Below are 17,875 nucleotides of genomic sequence, written 5' to 3' on the forward strand. Positions count from 1 at the left end.
GTCAAACGGCGCCCATGCTAGCGCGCGCGTCAGGTACTGTGCACCCGGAGAAAGCGCTCCAGGGTGCTGTAGAGCAGGCCGCTGTCCAGCGGTTTGCCGAGAAAGTCGTCCATCCCGGCGTCCAGGCCGTGCTGGCGGTGTTCGTCGAGGATATGCGCGGTCAGCGCGACGATCGGCACCGCCGCCAGCTGCTGGCTGCGCTCCAGGCGGCGGATTTGCCGGGTGGCCTCGAAGCCGTCCATCAGCGGCATCTCGCAGTCCATCAGGATCAGCTGGATGGCGCCGGGGTCGCGGCCGTATTCGGCGACCGCGGCCTGGCCGTCGGTGACCAGGCGCACGCTGTAGCCGCGCTTCTTCAGGAAACCCTGGACCACCAGCTGGTTCACCGGGTTGTCCTCGGCCACCAGGATGCAGGGGGCGTCGTGGTTGTCGCTGCGTATCTCTCTGAGCAACTGATGTACCTGTGCGCGGGGTTCTTCGTAGAGTTCGCCCAGCGCGTTGCGCAGGGCGTTGACCGCCATCGGCTGGGCCAGGTGCTGCAGGCGCAGGCCCTGGCTGGCCGGCAGCTGCTGGCAGGCTTCGGGCGGGCAGACCAGCAGCACGCGCTGCTGTGGCTGCAGCTTGGGCCGCAGCGAGTCGAGCCAGTGGTTGACGCTGCCCGGCCAGGGCGCCATCAGCACCAGCAGCGGCGGCGCGGCGAAATCCTCCAGGTAATCCAGCAGGCGTTCCGGGGTCTGGCAGCGTTCGGTGCGCATGCCCCAGCGCCCGAGCAGGCGGCTGGCGGCGTCCAGGCCAAGGCCGTCGAGCGAGGCGAGCAGGGCGGTGCGCCCGGCCAGCAGGCGGCCGAGTTCGTCGGGCGCCTCGGCCGCGCTCAGCAGCGGAATGTCGAAGGCGAAACGGGTGCCCTGGCCGGGGGTGCTCTGCACCTCGATGCGGCCGTCCATCATCTCCACCAGCTCCTTGCTGATGGCCAGGCCCAGGCCGCTGCCGCCGTAGCGGCGGGTGGTGCTGGAGTCGCCCTGGGCGAAGGATTCGAACAGCTGGGCCAGGGCCTGCTCGCTGATGCCGATACCGCTGTCGCTGACGGCGAACACCAGGTGCGGCTGGCCGTGGCTGTCGCTGCGGCGGCTGACGCTGATCGCCACGTGGCCCTCGGGGGTGAATTTCAGGGCGTTGCTGAGCAGGTTCATCAGCACCTGCTTGAGCCGCGTCGGGTCGCCCTGGATGCGCCGCGGCACGCCGCCTTCGAGGCTGACGTAGAGGCGCAGGCGCTTGTCCAGAGCCTGGCCGGTGAACAGGCTGAGGGTCTCGGAGATCAGGTCTTCCAGGTCGAACTCGATCTGCTCCAGGCTGAGCTTGCCGGACTCGATGCGGGCGTAGTCGAGGATGTCGTTGATCACCGCCATCAGCGAGCTGCCGGAGCTGGAGATGGTGTCGACGTAGAAGCGCTGGCTGCGATCCAGTGGCGTCTCGCGCAGCAGCTGCAGCATGCCCAGCACGCCGTTGAGCGGGGTGCGGATCTCGTGGCTCATCTTGGCCAGGAAGCGGCTCTTGGCCTGGCTCTCGAACTCGGCCTGCTCGGCGGCGCGGCGTGAGCGGAAGCCTTCCTCCTTGAGCAGGTTGATGCGGTCGGCCAGGCCGATGGACAGGGTGATCAGCTCGATGGTCACGCCGATCTTCACCACCGTGGCGCCGAACACGCCGAACACTTCCAGGCCCAGCGAGCCGGTGGTGGCCTGGATGAAGGCGAACAGCAGGATGGCCCAGGCTAGGGTGTAGTAGGAGCCGTAGCGCACGCCGCGGCGCCAGACGTAGACGCCGGTGAGCAACAGGATCAGCGACACCAGCGAGACGGTGACGCTGGCCAGGATGTTCCAGGCGGAAAGGCCGATCAGCGGCGCCGACAGCAGGATGCCGGCGCAGGCCAGCATCAGCAGGCGCAGGCCGGTGTCCAGGCGCGGGAAGTACTGGCGCGCGTGGAGGAAGTGGCGGCTGAACTGGATGGCGGTCAGGCAGTGCAGGTACATCAGGATGTAGATGCTCACCGACTGGAAGGCCACGTGCTCGGGCAGCAGCTTGAACAGCATGCCGTCGAAGCAGGCGGCGAGCAGGCCGACGTTGAGGTTGTAGGCCAGGTACCAGAGGTAGGCGGCTTCGCGCAGCGACAGGTAAAGGAACAGGTTGTAGCAGAACATGGCGAACAGCACGCCGTAGAACGCGCCGTTGAAGCCCATGAGGTTTTCCTGGGCCACCGCGCTGGCGCCGTAGGTGCTGAAGAACAGCGGCACGAACACCGTGCTGGTGGTCTCGACGCGCACCAGCAGGGTGCTGACGCCGGGCTCCAGCTGCAGCGGGAACCAGAAGTTGCGCACCTGCACCGGGCGCTGGGAGAAGGCGTAGCGGTCGCCGCTTTCCTGTTCCAGGCGGCGGCCGTCGGGGCCGACGAGGAACACCTGCAGGTGGTCGAGCAGCGGGTAGTTGACCTCCAGGTAGCCGCCCAGCGCCTGCGTCAGGCCGTTGACCAGGCGCACCTTGAACCACCACACCGAGGCGTTCTTGCCCTGGTTGGCGTGCTCGCCCTCGATGCGGCGGAAGGCGTCGTCGTCCAGTGCCAGCGCCTGGTCGACGCTCAGCTGGCCGCCGACGTCCTCGTAGTAGCCGGTGTAGGGGCCGAGGGAAAGGCGCAGGTCGTCGCTATCCAGCGGCGCGGGTGGCAGGGCCCAGCTCGGGGACGTCAGCCAGAACAGCAGCAAAGCCAGGCACAGACGAGGCATCCGGAAACCTCAGTAGGCCACCAACAATGGCCGGGAATCATGTCCAACGTCGCGTCGCGACGGCCCGAAGGGTGACCGCCAGGGATGGCTGGCGGTTGCAGCGGGGGCGCTCGCGGCCCCCCTGGTTCTTTCGCGCCACTTTGCCCGGATGCGCGGGCCCCTTCAAGCGTCCTTGTCGTGCTGGCCGAGCAGGCTGTCCACCGGCGGGACGCGCGTCTCGCTTTCCATCTGCGCGTCGTGTTCGAGTTGGTGGCTGAAACGCTCCAGCGAGCCCTGCGCCGGCTGCGCGTCGCTGGCGAACACCGGCGGGCTGAGCAGGTAGGCGGTGAGCAGGCGGCTGAGCGCCTTGAGGCTGTCGATATGGGTGCGCTCGTAGCCGTGGGTGGCGTCGCAGCCGAAGGCCAGCAGCGCGGTGCGGATGTCGTGGCCGGCGGTGACTGCCGACTGCGCGTCGCTGTGGTAGTAGCGGAACAGGTCGCGGCGCACCGGGATTTCCTGCTCGGCGCCCAGGCGCAGCAGCTGGCGCGACAGGTGATAGTCGTAGGGGCCGCCGGAGTCCTGCATGGCCACGCTGACCGCGTGTTCGCTGGACTGCTGGCCGGGCGCCACCGGGGCGATGTCGATGCCGACGAACTCGCTGACGTCCCAGGGCAGCGCGGCGGCGGCGCCGGAGCCGACCTCCTCGGTGATGGTGAACAGTGGGTGGCAGTCGATCTCCGGCTGCAGGCCGTGCTCCTTGATGGTCTTCAGCGAGGCCAGCAGGGCGGCGACGCCGGCCTTGTCGTCGAGGTGGCGGGCGCTGATATGGCCGCTCTCGGTGAATTCCGGCAGCGGGTCGAAGGCGACGAAATCGCCCACCGAGATGCCCAGCGACTCGCAGTCGGCGCGGGTGGTGGTGTAGGCGTCGAGGCGCAGCTCGATGTGGTCCCAGCTGATCGGCAGGTTGTCCACCGCGGTGTTGAAGGCGTGCCCGGAGGCCATCAGCGGCAGCACGCTGCCGCGCAGCACGCCCTGGTCGGTGAACACGCTGACCCGGCTGCCCTCGGCGAAGCGGCTCGACCAGCAGCCCACCGGGGCCAGGCCGAGGCGGCCGTTGTCCTGCACCTCGCGGACGATGGCGCCGATGGTGTCGAGGTGCGCCGACACCGCGCGGTCGCAGCGCTCGCAATCGCTCTGGCGGCCCTTCAGGGTGGCGCGGATGGTGCCGCGGCGGGTCAGCTCGAAGGGGATGTCGAGGTCGTTCAGGCGCTCGGCGACGTAGCGCACTATGGTGTCGGTGAAGCCGGTGGGGCTGGGGATGGCGAGCATCTCCAGCAGCACCTTCTGCAGGTAGTCGAGGTCGGGTTCGGGTAGTTGCGGCATATGGACTCCTCGGCGTTGCCATTGCCCCTCGCCCGTTTACGGGAGAGGGGCGGGGGAGAGGGCTACCGATCAGCGCTCAGCTGATCACCTGGCTCAGCGGGAACAGCAGGTCGACGAAGCGTTCGGCGGTCGGCTGCGGTTCGTGGTTGGCCAGGCCGGCGCGTTCGTTGGCCTCGATGAACACATGCTGCGGCTGGTCGGCGGCCGGCACCAGCAGGTCGAGGCCGACCACCGGGATCTCCAGGGCTCGCGCGGCCTTGATCGCCGCCTCGCGCAGGCTCGGGTGGAGGATCGCGGTGACGTCCTCCAGGGTGCCGCCGGTGTGCAGGTTGGCGGTCTTGCGCACGGCCAGGCGCTGACCGGCCGGCAGCACGCTGTCGTAGTCGAGGCCGGCGCCGTGCAGGGTGCGCAGGGTTTCGGCGTCCTTGGGAATGCGGCTTTCGCCGCCGGTGGCGGCCTGGCGCCGGCGGCTCTGCGCGTCGATCAGCGCGCCGACGCTGTGGCGGCCGTCGCCGATGATCTCGGCCGGGCGGCGGATTGCCGCGGCGACCACCTCGTAGCCGATCACCAGCACGCGCAGGTCGTGGCCTTGGTGGAAGCTTTCCAGCAGCACGCGCTGGTCGAACACGCGGGCGCGCTCGATGGCGTCCTGCACCTCGCCCGGCGTGCGCAGGTCGACCGCCACGCCTTGGCCCTGTTCGCCGTCCACCGGCTTGACCACCAGGGCGCCGTGTTCGGCGAGAAAGGCGGCGTTGTCCTCGGCGCTGCCGGCCAGGCGCTGCGCCGGTACGGCGAGGCCGGCGCGCGACAGGGCGCGGTGGGTCAGGCGCTTGTCCTGGCACAGGGTCATGCTCACCGCGCTGGTCAGGTCGGTCAGCGATTCGCGGCAGCGGATGCGCCGGCCGCCCTGGCTCAAGGTGAACAGCCCGGCCTCGGCGTCGTCCACCTGCACCTCGATGCCGCGGCGCAGTGCCTCGTCGACGATGATGCGCGCATAGGGGTTGAGCTCGGCCTGCGGGCCGGGGCCGAGGAACAGCGGCTGGTTGATGCCGTTCTTGCGCTTGAGGCTGAAGGTCTGCAGCTCGCGGAAACCCAGCTTGGCGTAGAGCTGCTTGGCCTGCTTGTTGTCGTGCAGCACCGACAGGTCGAGGTAGCTCAGGCCACGGCTCATGCCGTGCTCGATCAGGTGGCGCACCAGCACCTCGCCGACGCCGGGGCGGCTGCATTGCGGACCCACCGCCAGGCACCAGAGGCTGCTGCCGTTTTCCGGGTCGTGGAAGGCGCGCTGGTGGTTGAGGCCCATGACGCTGCCGATCACCGCGCCGCTGTCCTCGTCCTCGGCCAGCCAGTAGGTGGGTCCGCCTTCGTTGTAGGGGGTGAGTTTCCCCGGCTCGATCGGCAGCATGCCGCGCATCTGGTACAGGCAGTTGATCGCCTGCCAGTCCGCCTCGTTCTGCGCGCGGCGGATGCGGTAACCGCGAAAGCCGCGGCGCGCCGGCCGGTAGTCGGTGAACCACAGGCGCAGGGTGTCGGATGGGTCGAGGAACAGCTGCTGCGGCGCCTGCGCCAGCACCTGGTGCGGGGCGGCGACGTACAGGGCGATATCGCGCTCGCCGGGCTGCTCGTCGAGCAGGGCGGCGGCCAGTTCGCCGGCATCCGGGTAGGTGTGGCCGATCAGCAGGCGGCCCCAGCCGCAGTGCACGGCCAGCGGCTGGCTGGGCGGGGCGTTGTGATCCTCGGCCAGACGCGCCTGCAGGCGTTCGTAGGAGGGCGTCTGACCGCGCAGCAGACGTTGGTTGTAGGCAGTGGTGCGCATTGGAATGGTCCTTTGCTGTCTGCAACGCCCGGATCGGATCCGGGCGTGAATGGAGTCGCGACAACCCCGGATTGCATCCGGGCTACGGCTGTGCCGGAGCGTAGGGTGGATGTCGCTTTTCACATCCACCCTAGGCGTTTACAGGCCTTGCTCGCTCAACCACAGGTTGAGCGCCGCCAGCTGCCACAGCTTGGAGCCGCGCAGCGGCGTCAGCTGGCCCTGCGGATCGGTCAGCAGCTGGTCGAGCATGGCCGGGTTGAACAGGCCGCGATCCTGGCTGGGGTCGAGCAGCAGGTCGCGCACCCAGCCCAGGGTGGCGCCTTCCAGGTGCTTGAGTCCGGGCACCGGGAAGTAGCCCTTGGGTCGGTCGATCACCTCGCCGGGGATCACCTGGCGTGCCGCTTCCTTGAGCACGTGCTTGCCGCCGTCCGGTAGCTTGAAGCGCGCCGGAATATGCGCCGACAGTTCCACCAGGCGGTAGTCGAGGAACGGAGTGCGCGCCTCCAGGCCCCAGGCCATGGTCATGTTGTCCACCCGCTTGACCGGGTCGTCGACCAGCATCACCGTGCTGTCCAGGCGCAGCGCCTTGTCCACCGGCGCGACGGCGCCGGGGGCGGCGAAGTGCTGGCGGACGAATTCGCCGGCCATGTCGCCGGTCAGCCACTGCGGCTGCACGCAGGCGGCGTACTCGTCGTAGTCGCGGTCGAAGAAGGCCGCGCGGTAGGCGGCGAAGGCGTCGTCGGCGCCGTCCACCTGCGGGTACCAGTGGTAGCCGGCGAACAGCTCGTCGGCGCCCTGGCCGCTCTGCACCACCTTGCAGTGCTTGGCCACCTCGCGCGACAGCAGGTAGAAGGCGATGCAGTCGTGGCTGACCATCGGCTCGCTCATGGCGCGGAAGGCCGCCGGCAACTGCTCGATGATCTCGTGCTCGTCGATGCGCAGCTGGTGGTGGCGGGTTGCGAAGCGTTCGGCGATCAGGTCCGAGTACTGGAACTCGTCGCCACGCTCGCCGCCGGCATCCTGGAAGCCGATGGAGAAGGTCAGCAGATTCTCTACCCCGGCCTCGCGCAGCAGGCCGACCAGCAGGCTGGAGTCGACGCCGCCGGACAGCAGCACGCCGACATCCACCGCGGCGCGCTGGCGGATCGACACCGCCTCGCGCATGCCGTCGAGCACGCGCTCGCGCCAGTCTTCCAGGGTGAAGGGGATTTCCTCGCGCTGCGGGCCGAACTCCAGCTGCCACCAGCTCTGCTGCTGGCAGTTGCCGTCGGCGTCGATGCGCAGCCAGGTGGCCGGCGGCAGCTTCTCCACGCCGGCGAGGATGGTGCGCGGCGCCGGCACCACGGCGTGGAAGTTCAGGTAATGGTTGAGCGCCACGGGATCGAGGGTCCTGGCGATATCGCCGCCCTGCAGCAGGGCGGGCAGCGAGGAGGCGAAGCGCAGGCGCTCGCCGGTGCGCGACAGGTACAGCGGCTTGACGCCGAGGCGGTCGCGAGCGATGAACAGACTCTGCTTGTCGCGCTCCCACACGGCGAAGGCGAACATGCCGTTGAGCTTGGGCAGCAGTTTTTCGCCCCAGGCGTGGTAGCCCTTGAGCAGCACCTCGGTGTCGCCGCCGGAGAAGAAGCGGTAGCCCAGCTCTTGCAGTTCGGAGCGCAGCTCGGGGTAGTTGTAGATGGCGCCGTTGAACACCATGGACAGGCCCAGGTCGCTGTCGATCATCGGCTGGCCGGAGGCTTCGGCCAGGTCCATGATCTTCAGGCGGCGGTGGCCGAGGGCGACGGGGCCCTGGCTGTGGAAACCGTGGGCGTCGGGGCCGCGAGGGGCCTGGTGATGGGTGATGCGCTCGACGGCCGCGAGGTCCGCGGGGCGGCGATCAAAACGTAGTTCTCCAGCTATTCCGCACATATTTTCCTTACCGGTATTGCCGTTGGGGAGGGGCTCGGTGGTGGCCGAGCCTTTTACACCAAAACAAAAAAATGCTTTTATGTCAAAGTTTATGGTGCGATATATAGGTATGTATGAGTGATAAAAAAGTTCCTACTGAAATAGATTTGTCATCCGTGCTGGCCTTCGAAATGCCCCTGTTCCAGGCCTTGCGACGGCTGCAGCAGGCGGGCGAGGTGCACGCCAAGCGCCTGGCCCGTTTCGGCGGGCTGACGCCCATGCAGCTGCTGATCCTGCAGGTGCTGGCCAGCGAGACGCGCCTGACCGCCAGCGCCCTCAGCGGGCGGGTCAGCCTGACCGCGGCGACCCTGTCCGGCATGCTCGACCGCCTGGAGGAACGCGGCCTGCTGCAGCGTCAGCGCGACGACCAGGATCGCCGCCGCCAGTGGCTGCTGATCAGCGACGCCGGCCGCGAGCTGATCCAGCAGGCGCCGTCGCTGCTGCCGCCGGAGTTCAACCGGCGCTTCGCCGCCCTGGCCGACTGGGAGCGCCACAGCCTGACTGCCGCGCTGCTGCGCGCCGCCGAGCTGTGCGGGGAAATGGATTGAGGCGGCGCCGCCTCGGGGCGGCGCTGGAAAACCGCTTTTTCCAGAAAAAATTCAAGCAGGGTGTTGACTTAGCGTCGTCGCCTGCATAAAGTGCGCGCCTCGCTAAGGCACATGGGTGGTTAGCTCAGCCGGGAGAGCATCTGCCTTACAAGCAGAGGGTCGGCGGTTCGATCCCGTCACCACCCACCATAGCGAATTCGGACGCAAGTCCGGCCGACGCGCAGCGGTAGTTCAGTCGGTTAGAATACCGGCCTGTCACGCCGGGGGTCGCGGGTTCGAGTCCCGTCCGCTGCGCCATATTCTCCGGTTCGAGCATGCTCGGGCCGAGATGGCAAACCTTAAAAGGTGCCATCAGATGCAACACTGCTTATTGAAAAAGAGTTCCTTGGACGCAAGTCCAGCCGACACGCAGCGGTAGTTCAGTCGGTTAGAATACCGGCCTGTCACGCCGGGGGTCGCGGGTTCGAGTCCCGTCCGCTGCGCCATATACGGAAACCCGCTGATCGCAAGATCAGCGGGTTTTTTGTTGCCCATCGTCTGGGCGCCGCTTCTCTGTGGCGGCGCTCAAGCGGCGAGCTTTGCGTGGCTGTCGGTCGCGGCTAAGGAAACTCTGAAATAGCCGTCATTCCCGCGCAGGCGGGAATCCAGAGCCTGCGTAGTCCCTGGGCTCCCGCCTTCGCGGGAGTGACGATAAGTGGCTTTTTCAGAATTTCCCTAAAGCCCCTCCCACGCTACCTGTGGGGGCAGGCTTTCTTCCCGCCAGCCATGGCGCCCGGCAATTTTTCCTGCCCGCGGCTTTTCGTCATCTTGTCTTCATCCCGCCGTTCTAGCCTGATGGGCATGTTTCTTGTTTATCGTTGAACGGGTCATGCGGGAGGAGCGAGCGATGGACGATTATCAGGAAGAACTGCTGGAACTGAGCGCCCTGGAGCAGGATGCGGTGGATGGCGTCGAGGACGCCACCGAGCTCTAACGGGCCATGGCGCCCCGCAATGGGGCGCCGGTCAGGCGGCTGCCGCTCGCTCTCGTAGCCCGGCCTTGTATCCGGGCTACCCGCGCTCAGGGTGAAAGAGCGTCCAGCACCTGGCCGATGGCCGTTTCCAGTCCGGTGATGGGCGCGTCCTGGTTGTCTTCGATCACCACCAGACGGCTGCCGCCGTCGCTGATCGCCTTGGCCAGATCGGCTGTCGGCTGACGCTGGATAAGCACGGCGGCGACCTCGTTGTCCCGCAGCTCGGCGCTCAGTTGCGCCAGGGCTTCGGCCGTCCATTCGGCGTCTTGCGCCACGTTCAGCTCGATGCGGTCGAGGTTGAGGCCGCCGATCAGGTAATCGAAGTGATCCGACAGGCTGGCCACGCTGAGGTTGTCCAGTTCGGCCAGGCGGCTTTCGCTGCTGGCGCTGAGCTTGAGCAGGCGCTGCTTGAGCGTCGCCAGGTTGGCTTCGATCTGCGGTTTGGCCTCTGGCGCCAGGCGGCCCAGGTCGGCGGCGATCACATCGGCCATGCGCCCCAGGTTGTTGATGTTGAGCCAGGGCTGGCTGGCCAGGGCGTCGCCGCCGTCGCTGCGCAGGGCGACGCCGGGCAGGGCGCCGTCCACCGGGCGCGCGCCGTCGACTTCGACGATGCGGATATTGCTGCGCCGCGCCAGGGGGTAGAGCGGGTCGTCCGGCCACAGCGAGCGCAGGGCGATCACCGCGTCGGCGTCGCGCGCGGCCTTGTCCAGCGCGCCCGCCCCGCGGCCGGCGAAGTACGAGGGTTGGCGGCTGGCCGGCAAGTTGGCCGGGGCGGCGCGTTGCAGTTGCACGGCGCTGCCGTCGAGCAGGCTGGCGCCGAGGCCGTAGGTGATCGGCAGGCTGGCGAGAATGCGCACGGGCTGTGTTTCGGCGTGCAGCGGGCCGGCGAGCAGGGCGCAGGCGGCGAGGGCGAGGCTCAGGCGTTGCAGGTTCATCCCAGGTTCCCTTTCAGGCTAGGCAGGATGCCGCGGGCGATGGCGGCGAGGGCGAAGGCGAGGCCGGCGACCATGATGATCGCGGCGCCGGAGGGGACCGGCAGTTCCAGGGCTATCGGCAGGAAGATGCCGGCCAGGGTGCTGCAGGTGGCGATCAGCACCGACAGCCAGAAGAAGCCCTTCAGCGACTGGCTGAGCAGGCGTGCGGCGGCCGCCGGGATCACCAGCAGGGCGCCGACCAGGATGGCGCCGATGACCTTGACCGCGGCCACGGTGACCAGCGACACCAGCATCACGAACAGGTAGTCCAGCGGCTTCACCGCGACGCCGCGCACGCTGGCCAGCTGCGGGTTGAAGCTGGCCAGCATGATGCGGTTGTACAGCGGCAGCGCCAGGCCCAGCACCAGCAGCGAGACCAGCGCCAGCACCGCCAGGTCCTGGGCGTTGACCGTCAGCACCGAGCCGAACAGCACGTTCTCCAGGATGTGGATGTTGATCTTGCCGGCGAGCACCAGCAGCAGGCTGGCGCCGACCGCCAGCGACACCGAGAGGAACACGCCGATCAGGGTGTCCGGCGCCAGGCCGGTGCGGTTGCGCAGGTAGTTGAGCAGGATGCCGAACAGCAGGCAGTAGCCGAACAGGCTGCCGTAGGGACCGGTGTAGGGTTCGCCGAGCAGGATGCCGATGGCCACCCCGGTCAGCGCGGCGTGGCCGACCGCCTCGGAGAAGAAGGCGAAGCGCTTGACCACCACCAGGGTGCCGAGGCCGCCGAGCACCGGACCGATCAGCAGGCCGGCGAGCAGGGCGTTGACCACGAAGCCGTAGGCCAGGGCCTCGGGCAGGTAGCCGGCGCTGGCCCAGGCCTGGATCGCCAGGCGGATGTCTTCGAAACTCATGACGAGGCCTCTTGCTGGCGCGGATGGCTGGAGAACAGTTCGAGCAGCCGCTCGGGGTTCAGCACCTGCTGCGGCGCATCGTCGAACAGCACGCGGCGGTTGAGCCCGGTGACGCGGTCGGCGAGACGGCCGACGGCCTGCAGGTCGTGCTCGATCCACAGCACCGTGGTGCCGGCCTGGCGCCAGTCGCGCAACAACTGTTCGAACACCTGCACGCCGGGCTCGTCCAGCGCCGACATCGGCTCGTCGAGCACCAGCAGCTGCGCCTCGGGCACCAGGCCCTGGGCCAGCAGCACGCGCTGGCGCTCACCGCCGGACAATGCGCCCATGCGCCGCTTGCGCTTATCCAGCATGCCGACCCGCGCCAGCGCCTGTTCGATGGCTGGGGCGTGACGCCGCGACAGGCCGAGGAAGGCCGGGCGGCGCTGGCACATGGCGGCCATGAAGTCGTCCACCGTCATCGGCAGGCCGCGGTCGAACTCCAGCGCCTGCGGCACGTAGCCGATGGTGCCGGGGCTGGCCGGCCAGTGCAGGCGCAGCTCGCCCTGGTGCGGCATCTGTCCGAGCAGGGTCTTGATCAGCGAACTCTTGCCGCCGCCGTTGGGGCCGACCAGGGCGTGCACGCTGCCGGCGCGCACCTGGAAGCCGACGTTGTCGAGGATGCGCGTGCGGCCGAGCGCCAGCTGCACCGCGTCGAACTCGATGGCCGGGCCGCTCGGGCGCGGCAGCGCGTTCTCCAGCGCACTCATGCGCCGGAGTCCCGAATCGCCCGCACCACGGTGTCGAGGTTGTGGCGCATCTCTTCCTCGTACTTCTGCGGGCTGTAGTCGCCGTAGGAGATATGGGTCAGGGCGTAGAGCTTGACCCCGGATTCGCGCTGGATGGTGTCGACGTAGCTGGAGGGGAAGTCCATCTCCGAGAAGATCACCTGCACGTCGAGGTCCTTGAGCTGGTCGATGGTCTTCTTCAGCTGGCTGGGGCTGGGTTCGATGCCGTGGGCCGGCTCGACCACCGCGGTGACCTCCAGGCCGAACTCGCGCAGCAGGTAGTCGTAGGCGCCGTGGATGGTGGCCACCCGCAGCTCGTTGCCCGAGGCGGCGCTGAGCTGGCTCAGCGCCGTCGCGCGCAGGCCGCGCAGGCGCTTGCCGTAGGCACGGGCGTTCTGGCTGTAGTACCTGGCATTGTCCGGGTCGAGCTTTCCCAGCTCGCGGGCGATGTTGTTGATCTGCGCGATCGAGGCGCTGATGGAGAGGAAGGTGTGCGGGTTGACCACCTTGCCGGCGCCGCGCGCGGCCTGGCCGGTGGCGGCCAGCAGCGGCACGCGGGCGTTGGCCTCGATCACCGGCACCTGCGGCTTCTCGCTGACGGCGATCATGCGGTCGGCGAAGTCGTCGTGGCCGACGCCGTTGAGCACCACCACGTCGAGGCCGCCGATGCGCTTGATGTCCTCGGCACGCGGCTCGTAGGCGTGCGGGTTGAAGCCGGCGGGAATCAGCGGCACCACCTCGGCGCGGTCGCCGACTATGTTGCTGACGTAGCTGTAATAGGGGTGCAGGGTGATGCCGATGCGCAGGCGCTGGCCGTCGGCGGCCTGGGCCAGGCCCGGCAGCAGCGCGGCGCCGAGCAGCAGGCCGCCGAGCAGGCGGCGCAGGGGGGCGGAGAGGGTCATCTGCGGGTCTTCCAAAGGGTCAGTGGCGATGCTGGCGGGTGACGCCGGCATCGTAGTGGGTCACCACCTGCTGCCAGCCGGCGGCGCTCAGGGCGTCGTCGTGCAGCGCGGTCGGCGGCGTGGCGGCGCTGCGCTTGAGCCAGATGGTTGGCGTGTCGCCGCCGGGCAGCAGGAGGAAGGCGCCGGCCACCGCGACGTCGCCGCTCAGGCCCAGGTAGGCGCTGCGCTCGCCGAGCTGCAGCAGTTGCCAGCGATGGCCGCCGCGCTTGCTCGCGCTGGCGTCGGCGACGAAGGGCGGCAGGCCCTCGTCGGCCAGGACCTGCGGGCTGGGCAGGGCCTGCAGCTCGCCTTGCAGCAGGAGGATTTCGTCGTACGCCACGCCGAGGTCGGTGTGGATGCCCTGCTCGGCGGCATTGAGATCGCGGCGGGCGTCGAGCTGGTGGCCGGCGACCTCCTGCTGCGGCGCCGGCTCGCTGCGCCAGACGATGGCCAGCGCAGCGAGGGCGAGGATCGCCAGGCTGAGCAGCAGCACCTGCAGGCTTTCGTGGCCGGCGCCGGCTGGGCGTACCACCTGGATGGTCATGGCGCGGCGATTTCCGTGTGGTCGATCTCCACCACGTGGCCGGGGCCGGCGTCGAACAGCACGTAGAACTCGCCGTCCGGGCGCTTGAAGCTGAGCCGGGAATCCTCGCCGAGCTTGCCGGGCACCAGCACCTCTTCCTCGTAGCTGATCACGTCGAGGGTCACGCCCGGGGCGCCGCTGCCGTCGGAGAAGCCGCCGGTGCAGACGATTTCCTCGCCGTCGCCGGCTTCGCACTGGCAGATCGGGTTGTGCGCCAGGGCCAGGGGCGCGAGCCCGACGCCGAGGACGAACAGGCCGATGCGCAGGGTGGGGGTCATTGTTTGCCTCCTTGTTGCTTGAGCCAGGCGAGGGTCGCCGGCGACGCCTCGGCCAGGGGAATGGATGCCTGGTGCACCGTGCCGTCCCAGCCTTCGGCGGTGATCCACAGCTCGGCGTCGGGCTTGGTGCGCGGCGGTACGGGAATGCTGGCGCCCATGCGATAGGGACTGCCGAAGAACAGCCCGCCGGCGGCGCGCAGGCTGCGCGGCTTGCCGATGCGCAGGTAGGTGGCCTTGACCTGCTCGCCGCAGCCCTGGCATAGCGCGGCGTTGAACGCCTTCATGTAGCCGGCCGGGCCTTCCAGCTGCGGCGGCAGATTGCGGAACTCGGCCAGGCGCAGGCTCCAGGGGCCGACCTGGACTTCGCCGATCTCGCGCTCGCCCAGGCCGCTGTCGCCGCGAAACAGCGCCACGTCGTGGAAATACTTGGGCATGAAGCCCAGCGGAATCAGGATCAGTAGCGCATTCAGGTGGAAGCGCCATCTGTGCCACCAGCGGCTCAGGGCAGAAGGCGCCGGGGCGGCGGTTGCGGCCTTGCTCATGGACGACCCTCCGAGACTTCGGCGATGGCGATGGGCGCCGCCCGGGTCGGGCGCGGGGCGCGTCTGACCACTGCGGCAGTGGCCTGCACCGTGCGTTTGCTCCAGATCAGCAGGCCGCTGAGCACCATCATGCTCAGCAGCAGGCCGAAGAAGCACCAGATCAGCTTGACCCACAGGCCGCCGAAGTCGCCGACGTGCAGCGGGCGCATGGACTCGGTGACGAATTCCAGCGCGGAGCGGTCGTCGAGCAGGCGCTTGGCGTCGATCTCGCCGTTGTAGGGGTTGACCGTCACCGACTGGAACATCAGCGGATACCAGCCGCGACCCGAGACGGTGATGTGGCCATAGGCATAGATGGGCAGGTCGATCGAGCTGGCCTCCAGGCTGGGCACCGCGCCCTGGGCGATGCTCACCGCCTTGTCCAGGTCGATGCGCGGCACCTCCCTGGCGCTGGCCGCCAGCGGCACTTCCTCGCGGCTCACCACCGGCGGCACGCCCTCGGTGGAGATGGAGATGTGGAAGTCGAACAGCAGCGCGCGGATCAGGAACCAGATGCCGGTGATGGAAATCACCGCGATGAACCAGATCGACCAGATGCCGGACAGGCGATGGAAATCGCCCCAGAAGATCCGCGCGCCCTGGCCCACGCGCAGGCGCGGACGGAAGAAGCCTTTCCAGAATTTCTTGTAGACCACCAGCCCGGTGATCAGCGACAGCAGCATCGGAATGCCGGTCAGCGACACCAGGTACCAGCCCCAGCTGAAGCCGTTGGTGAAGGGCACCAGCCACCAGCCGTGCAGGGCACGGGTGAACTGGCGGAAGTCGAACTGCGGGCTGATGCCCTGGATCACCCCGGTGTAGGGGTTGACGTAGATTATCGGCGAGCTGCCGTCCGGGTAGCTGACCCGGGCGGTTAGGGCGAAGTGATCCTCGTCCGGGCGCTCGATGCTCTGCACCACCAGTTCCGGCTCGGCGCGCTGGATCGCCGCCAGCACCTGGCCGTAGCTGAGCCGCTCGGCGTCGTCCGACGGCTTGCTGGCGCGCACGTCCGGGTTGGCCAGCCAGACGATCTCCTGGCTGACCGTGGCCAGGGTGCCGGTGACGCAGATGATCAGCAGGAAGAACCAGACCGGCAGAGCCAGCCAGCTATGGACGAGAAACCAGAGTCTGGAGCGGGATTTCTTGGACATGGTCGCGGGGTCGTTGGCGCGCGCGGCGGGCCGGCGCGAAATGAATGGAGTAAGAAGCGACCGCAAACGCGGATGAAAAGGATTCTAAGTTGCAAACGATTGGCGATCAAGGTTGCCGTGCGCGATCAGCCCGCTCGGCGTTGCGCGCGCCGGTAGTCGCCGGGCGTTTGCCCCAGCCAGCGCTTGAAGGCGCGCTGGAAGGCTTCGGCGGAGGCGAAGCCGAGCAGGTAGGCGATCTCGCCGAAGGCCAGCTCGGTGTCGCGGATATAGGCCATGGCCAGATCGCGGCGGGTGTCGTTGAGAATGGCGCGAAACTGCGTGCCTTCCTCGGCCAGCTTGCGCCGCAGCGTCCAGCTCGGCAGTTGCAGGCGTCTTGCCAGCTCTTCCAGGTCCGGCTCGCGGCCGTGCAGCAGCGGGCCGAGCAACTGGATCACCCGTTCGCGCAGGCTGCGGGTGCGGGTCAGTTGTTCGCGTTCGCGCTCGCACAGTTCCAGCAACTGCTGCCAGGTGCCGGGGCAGTGCTCCGGGTTGCCCTGGGCCAGGCTGGCGGCGCTCAGGCGCAGGCGGTTGGCGCCGGCGGCGAACTCCACTGGGCAGCCGAACAGCGCCTCGTAGCGCTCGGCATAGACCGGCGCCGGGAACTCGATCTCGACTTTCTCCAGGGCCACCGGGCGACCGATCACCTGGCTCAGGTTGCTCTGCCAGCCGGCCAGCACCGAGTCGACCACGAAGCGGTTGTAGGCGTTGTACGGGCTGATGGAATAAAAATGCAGCCAGGCGCCGCGGCCGTCCTCGACCAAGCCCGAGCTGCCGCGGTAGTTGGCCGCATACAGCGCCTCGAAGTCGGTCAGCACGCGCGCCGCCGCGCCCAGGTTGGGCGCCTGGGCGGCGCAGATACCGGCCAGACCGACCTGGCCGAGCCGGCTCAGGCGGCCCATGTCCAGGCCCAGTGCCGGGTCGCCGCACAGTGCGATGGCGCTGTGGCCCAGGCGCATGAAACGCGGGATCGACAGGCGTGCGCGCGGCTCGCTCAGGCGCGCGGCGTCCAGGCCGAACTGCTCGAGCAGCGGCTGCGGGTCGTGCCCGCGTTCGCGCAGGGCTGCGGCCAGGGCCTGGGTGAAGCCGACCGAGAGGTCGCCGAGGCGAACGCGCGAGGCTTTCATAGCCACAGGTTGAGCAGTTGCGCGCCGCGGTCCTCGGCGCCCTGTTGCACCTGACCGGCGTCGAACGCCAGCCCCGCAGCCTGGCCGCTGCGCTCCCACAGGCGGCCGCGCAGGTGCACCCGGAGGCCGGCGCGTACGCCGTCGGCATGCAGGTGCCGGGCCAGCTCGGCGCTGTGGCCGGCGCCTTCCAGGTCGCCGGGCATGGCCAGCAGCTCGACCTGCTGGCCGACCAGGGCGGCGCGACTGGCAGCCTGCCGGGCGTCGTCGCCGAGCAGCACGCCGAGGCGTCCGGCCGGTGTGTCGAGCACCTGCAGCGCCGCGCTCGGGGCGGCGCTCACGGCGCCTGCGGCAACGGCCTGGCGCTGCGGCTGGCCCAGCGGATTGCCGGCGCGGTCGAACACCAGGCTGACGTTGTACAGCGGCCCGCGGCCCACCTCGAGGCGGCCCAGCTCGACGCGCGGCTCGGGCAGGACGATGGAGCCGGCCACCAGGGTGATGCCGTAGTCGCGGGCCAGGCCGCCGAACAGCTGCTGGTAGTCCTGGGCCATGGCCCTGGCCTTGGTGCGCAGCAGGGCGTCGTCCAGGCGCGCGTCGCCCTCGGCGGCCAACAGGGCGCGCAGGAAGGCCAGCGGGTTGCTCGCCGCCAGCCAGCGCAGGGCCTGGCGCCGATCCGCGGCGCGGTACAGCTCGTCCTTCTCGCCCACCGCCAGCAACCAGGTGCCGATATGTGCCGGCAGCACGACTATGGTGCGTTCGCTGAGCAGGCCCAGGTCGCGTGCCTGGTCGAGGTAGGCGGCCAGTTTCAGGCGCAGGCGGTCGAGGCTCTGGTAGTCGGCGGCGAACAGCTCGGGCTGGATGCCCAGCAGGTTGCCGCGCGGGCCGGGTTGGCCGCGGTCGAGGGCGAGCCGGCTGCGCAGGTCGGACAGGTAGTGGCCGCTGGGGCGCTGCTCGCACCAGTGGGCGTAGCTGCCGAGACCGGCGAGCAGGGCGAGGGACAGGACGCTGAGGATCAGTAAACGCATGGCGGGGCTTTCATTGGAGTTGCGCTGCAGGTTAGGTCGATTGGGCGGGCCTGCCAAGTCAGCTTGCTCATTTCGATCATTATCTTGTCAGTTTTGATC

Annotated in this window: 15 protein-coding genes and 3 tRNA genes; 4 read left to right on the forward strand and 14 right to left on the reverse strand. The window is 68.9% G+C overall.

The genetic code is table 11. The features are described 5' to 3' along the window. Window positions 1-29 precede the first annotated feature (29 nt). The 4 genes from AC1G9C_RS06725 to AC1G9C_RS06740 all read right to left on the reverse strand — a co-directional run bounded on the left by AC1G9C_RS06725 (window position 30) and on the right by AC1G9C_RS06740 (window position 7,860). A complete protein-coding gene (locus AC1G9C_RS06725) occupies window positions 30-2,774 on the reverse strand; it encodes a hybrid sensor histidine kinase/response regulator (RefSeq protein WP_480409764.1) in 2,745 nt (914 codons plus the stop codon). A 162-nt stretch (window positions 2,775-2,936) separates the two neighbouring features. Continuing rightward, window positions 2,937-4,136 (reverse strand): osmoprotectant NAGGN system M42 family peptidase, encoded by a 1,200-nt coding sequence (locus tag AC1G9C_RS06730; RefSeq protein WP_021444346.1) that lies wholly within the window; start codon window positions 4,134-4,136, stop codon window positions 2,937-2,939. A gap of 76 nt (window positions 4,137-4,212) precedes the next feature. After that, window positions 4,213-5,952, reverse strand: coding sequence for an N-acetylglutaminylglutamine synthetase (gene ngg / locus AC1G9C_RS06735; protein ID WP_480409765.1), 1,740 nt, complete (start codon window positions 5,950-5,952; stop codon window positions 4,213-4,215). Window positions 5,953-6,090: 138 nt separating this feature from the next. Continuing rightward, complete coding sequence (locus AC1G9C_RS06740; RefSeq protein ID WP_480409766.1) at window positions 6,091-7,860, reverse strand: N-acetylglutaminylglutamine amidotransferase; 1,770 nt, start codon at window positions 7,858-7,860, stop codon at window positions 6,091-6,093. A 113-nt stretch (window positions 7,861-7,973) separates the two neighbouring features. Here AC1G9C_RS06740 and AC1G9C_RS06745 point away from each other — a divergent pair, with 113 nt between their 5' ends. The 4 genes from AC1G9C_RS06745 (at window position 7,974) to AC1G9C_RS06760 (ending at window position 8,932) form a co-directional block, all read left to right on the forward strand. Beyond that, complete coding sequence (locus tag AC1G9C_RS06745; protein ID WP_031303122.1) at window positions 7,974-8,447, forward strand: MarR family winged helix-turn-helix transcriptional regulator; 474 nt, start codon at window positions 7,974-7,976, stop codon at window positions 8,445-8,447. Window positions 8,448-8,560: 113 nt separating this feature from the next. Next, window positions 8,561-8,636 (forward strand) — tRNA-Val (locus AC1G9C_RS06750). A gap of 31 nt (window positions 8,637-8,667) precedes the next feature. Beyond that, window positions 8,668-8,744, forward strand: a tRNA-Asp gene (locus tag AC1G9C_RS06755). Window positions 8,745-8,855: 111 nt separating this feature from the next. After that, a tRNA-Asp gene (locus AC1G9C_RS06760) sits at window positions 8,856-8,932 on the forward strand. Window positions 8,933-9,506: 574 nt separating this feature from the next. Here AC1G9C_RS06760 and AC1G9C_RS06765 read toward each other — a convergent pair. The 10 genes from AC1G9C_RS06765 to AC1G9C_RS06810 form a co-directional block, all read right to left on the reverse strand. Next, complete coding sequence (locus AC1G9C_RS06765) at window positions 9,507-10,394, reverse strand: metal ABC transporter solute-binding protein, Zn/Mn family (RefSeq protein ID WP_480409767.1); 888 nt, start codon at window positions 10,392-10,394, stop codon at window positions 9,507-9,509. Continuing rightward, a complete protein-coding gene (locus AC1G9C_RS06770) occupies window positions 10,391-11,290 on the reverse strand; it encodes a metal ABC transporter permease (protein WP_021444947.1) in 900 nt (299 codons plus the stop codon). The genes AC1G9C_RS06765 and AC1G9C_RS06770 overlap by 4 nt, the downstream gene beginning before the upstream one ends. Then, window positions 11,287-12,039 carry a metal ABC transporter ATP-binding protein gene (locus AC1G9C_RS06775; RefSeq protein ID WP_480409768.1) on the reverse strand — a complete coding sequence of 251 codons (753 nt, stop codon included), beginning with the start codon at window positions 12,037-12,039 and terminating at the stop codon, window positions 11,287-11,289. Before AC1G9C_RS06775 ends, AC1G9C_RS06770 begins: the two co-directional genes overlap by 4 nt. After that, a complete protein-coding gene (locus AC1G9C_RS06780) occupies window positions 12,036-12,959 on the reverse strand; it encodes a metal ABC transporter substrate-binding protein (protein ID WP_480409769.1) in 924 nt (307 codons plus the stop codon). The genes AC1G9C_RS06775 and AC1G9C_RS06780 overlap by 4 nt, the downstream gene beginning before the upstream one ends. 19 nt (window positions 12,960-12,978) lie before the next feature. Continuing rightward, window positions 12,979-13,542: a DUF6162 family protein gene (locus tag AC1G9C_RS06785; protein ID WP_480409770.1), complete on the reverse strand. Its 564-nt coding sequence runs from the start codon at window positions 13,540-13,542 to the stop codon at window positions 12,979-12,981. After that, the gene (locus tag AC1G9C_RS06790) at window positions 13,539-13,859 is read right to left on the reverse strand and encodes a hypothetical protein (protein ID WP_021444579.1); all 321 of its coding nucleotides are present in this window, start codon (window positions 13,857-13,859) and stop codon (window positions 13,539-13,541) included. The genes AC1G9C_RS06785 and AC1G9C_RS06790 overlap by 4 nt, the downstream gene beginning before the upstream one ends. Further along, window positions 13,856-14,401: a thiamine pyrophosphate-binding protein gene (locus AC1G9C_RS06795; RefSeq protein WP_480409771.1), complete on the reverse strand. Its 546-nt coding sequence runs from the start codon at window positions 14,399-14,401 to the stop codon at window positions 13,856-13,858. Before AC1G9C_RS06795 ends, AC1G9C_RS06790 begins: the two co-directional genes overlap by 4 nt. After that, the gene (locus AC1G9C_RS06800) at window positions 14,398-15,591 is read right to left on the reverse strand and encodes a PepSY-associated TM helix domain-containing protein (protein ID WP_480409772.1); all 1,194 of its coding nucleotides are present in this window, start codon (window positions 15,589-15,591) and stop codon (window positions 14,398-14,400) included. Before AC1G9C_RS06800 ends, AC1G9C_RS06795 begins: the two co-directional genes overlap by 4 nt. Before the next feature lie 125 nt (window positions 15,592-15,716). Beyond that, window positions 15,717-16,754 (reverse strand): AraC family transcriptional regulator, encoded by a 1,038-nt coding sequence (locus AC1G9C_RS06805; protein WP_480409773.1) that lies wholly within the window; start codon window positions 16,752-16,754, stop codon window positions 15,717-15,719. Continuing rightward, window positions 16,751-17,776 (reverse strand): carbon-nitrogen hydrolase family protein, encoded by a 1,026-nt coding sequence (locus tag AC1G9C_RS06810; protein ID WP_480409774.1) that lies wholly within the window; start codon window positions 17,774-17,776, stop codon window positions 16,751-16,753. Before AC1G9C_RS06810 ends, AC1G9C_RS06805 begins: the two co-directional genes overlap by 4 nt. Window positions 17,777-17,875: the final 99 nt, after the last annotated feature.

It is taken from the genome of Pseudomonas sp. ABa2, assembly GCF_056676075.1.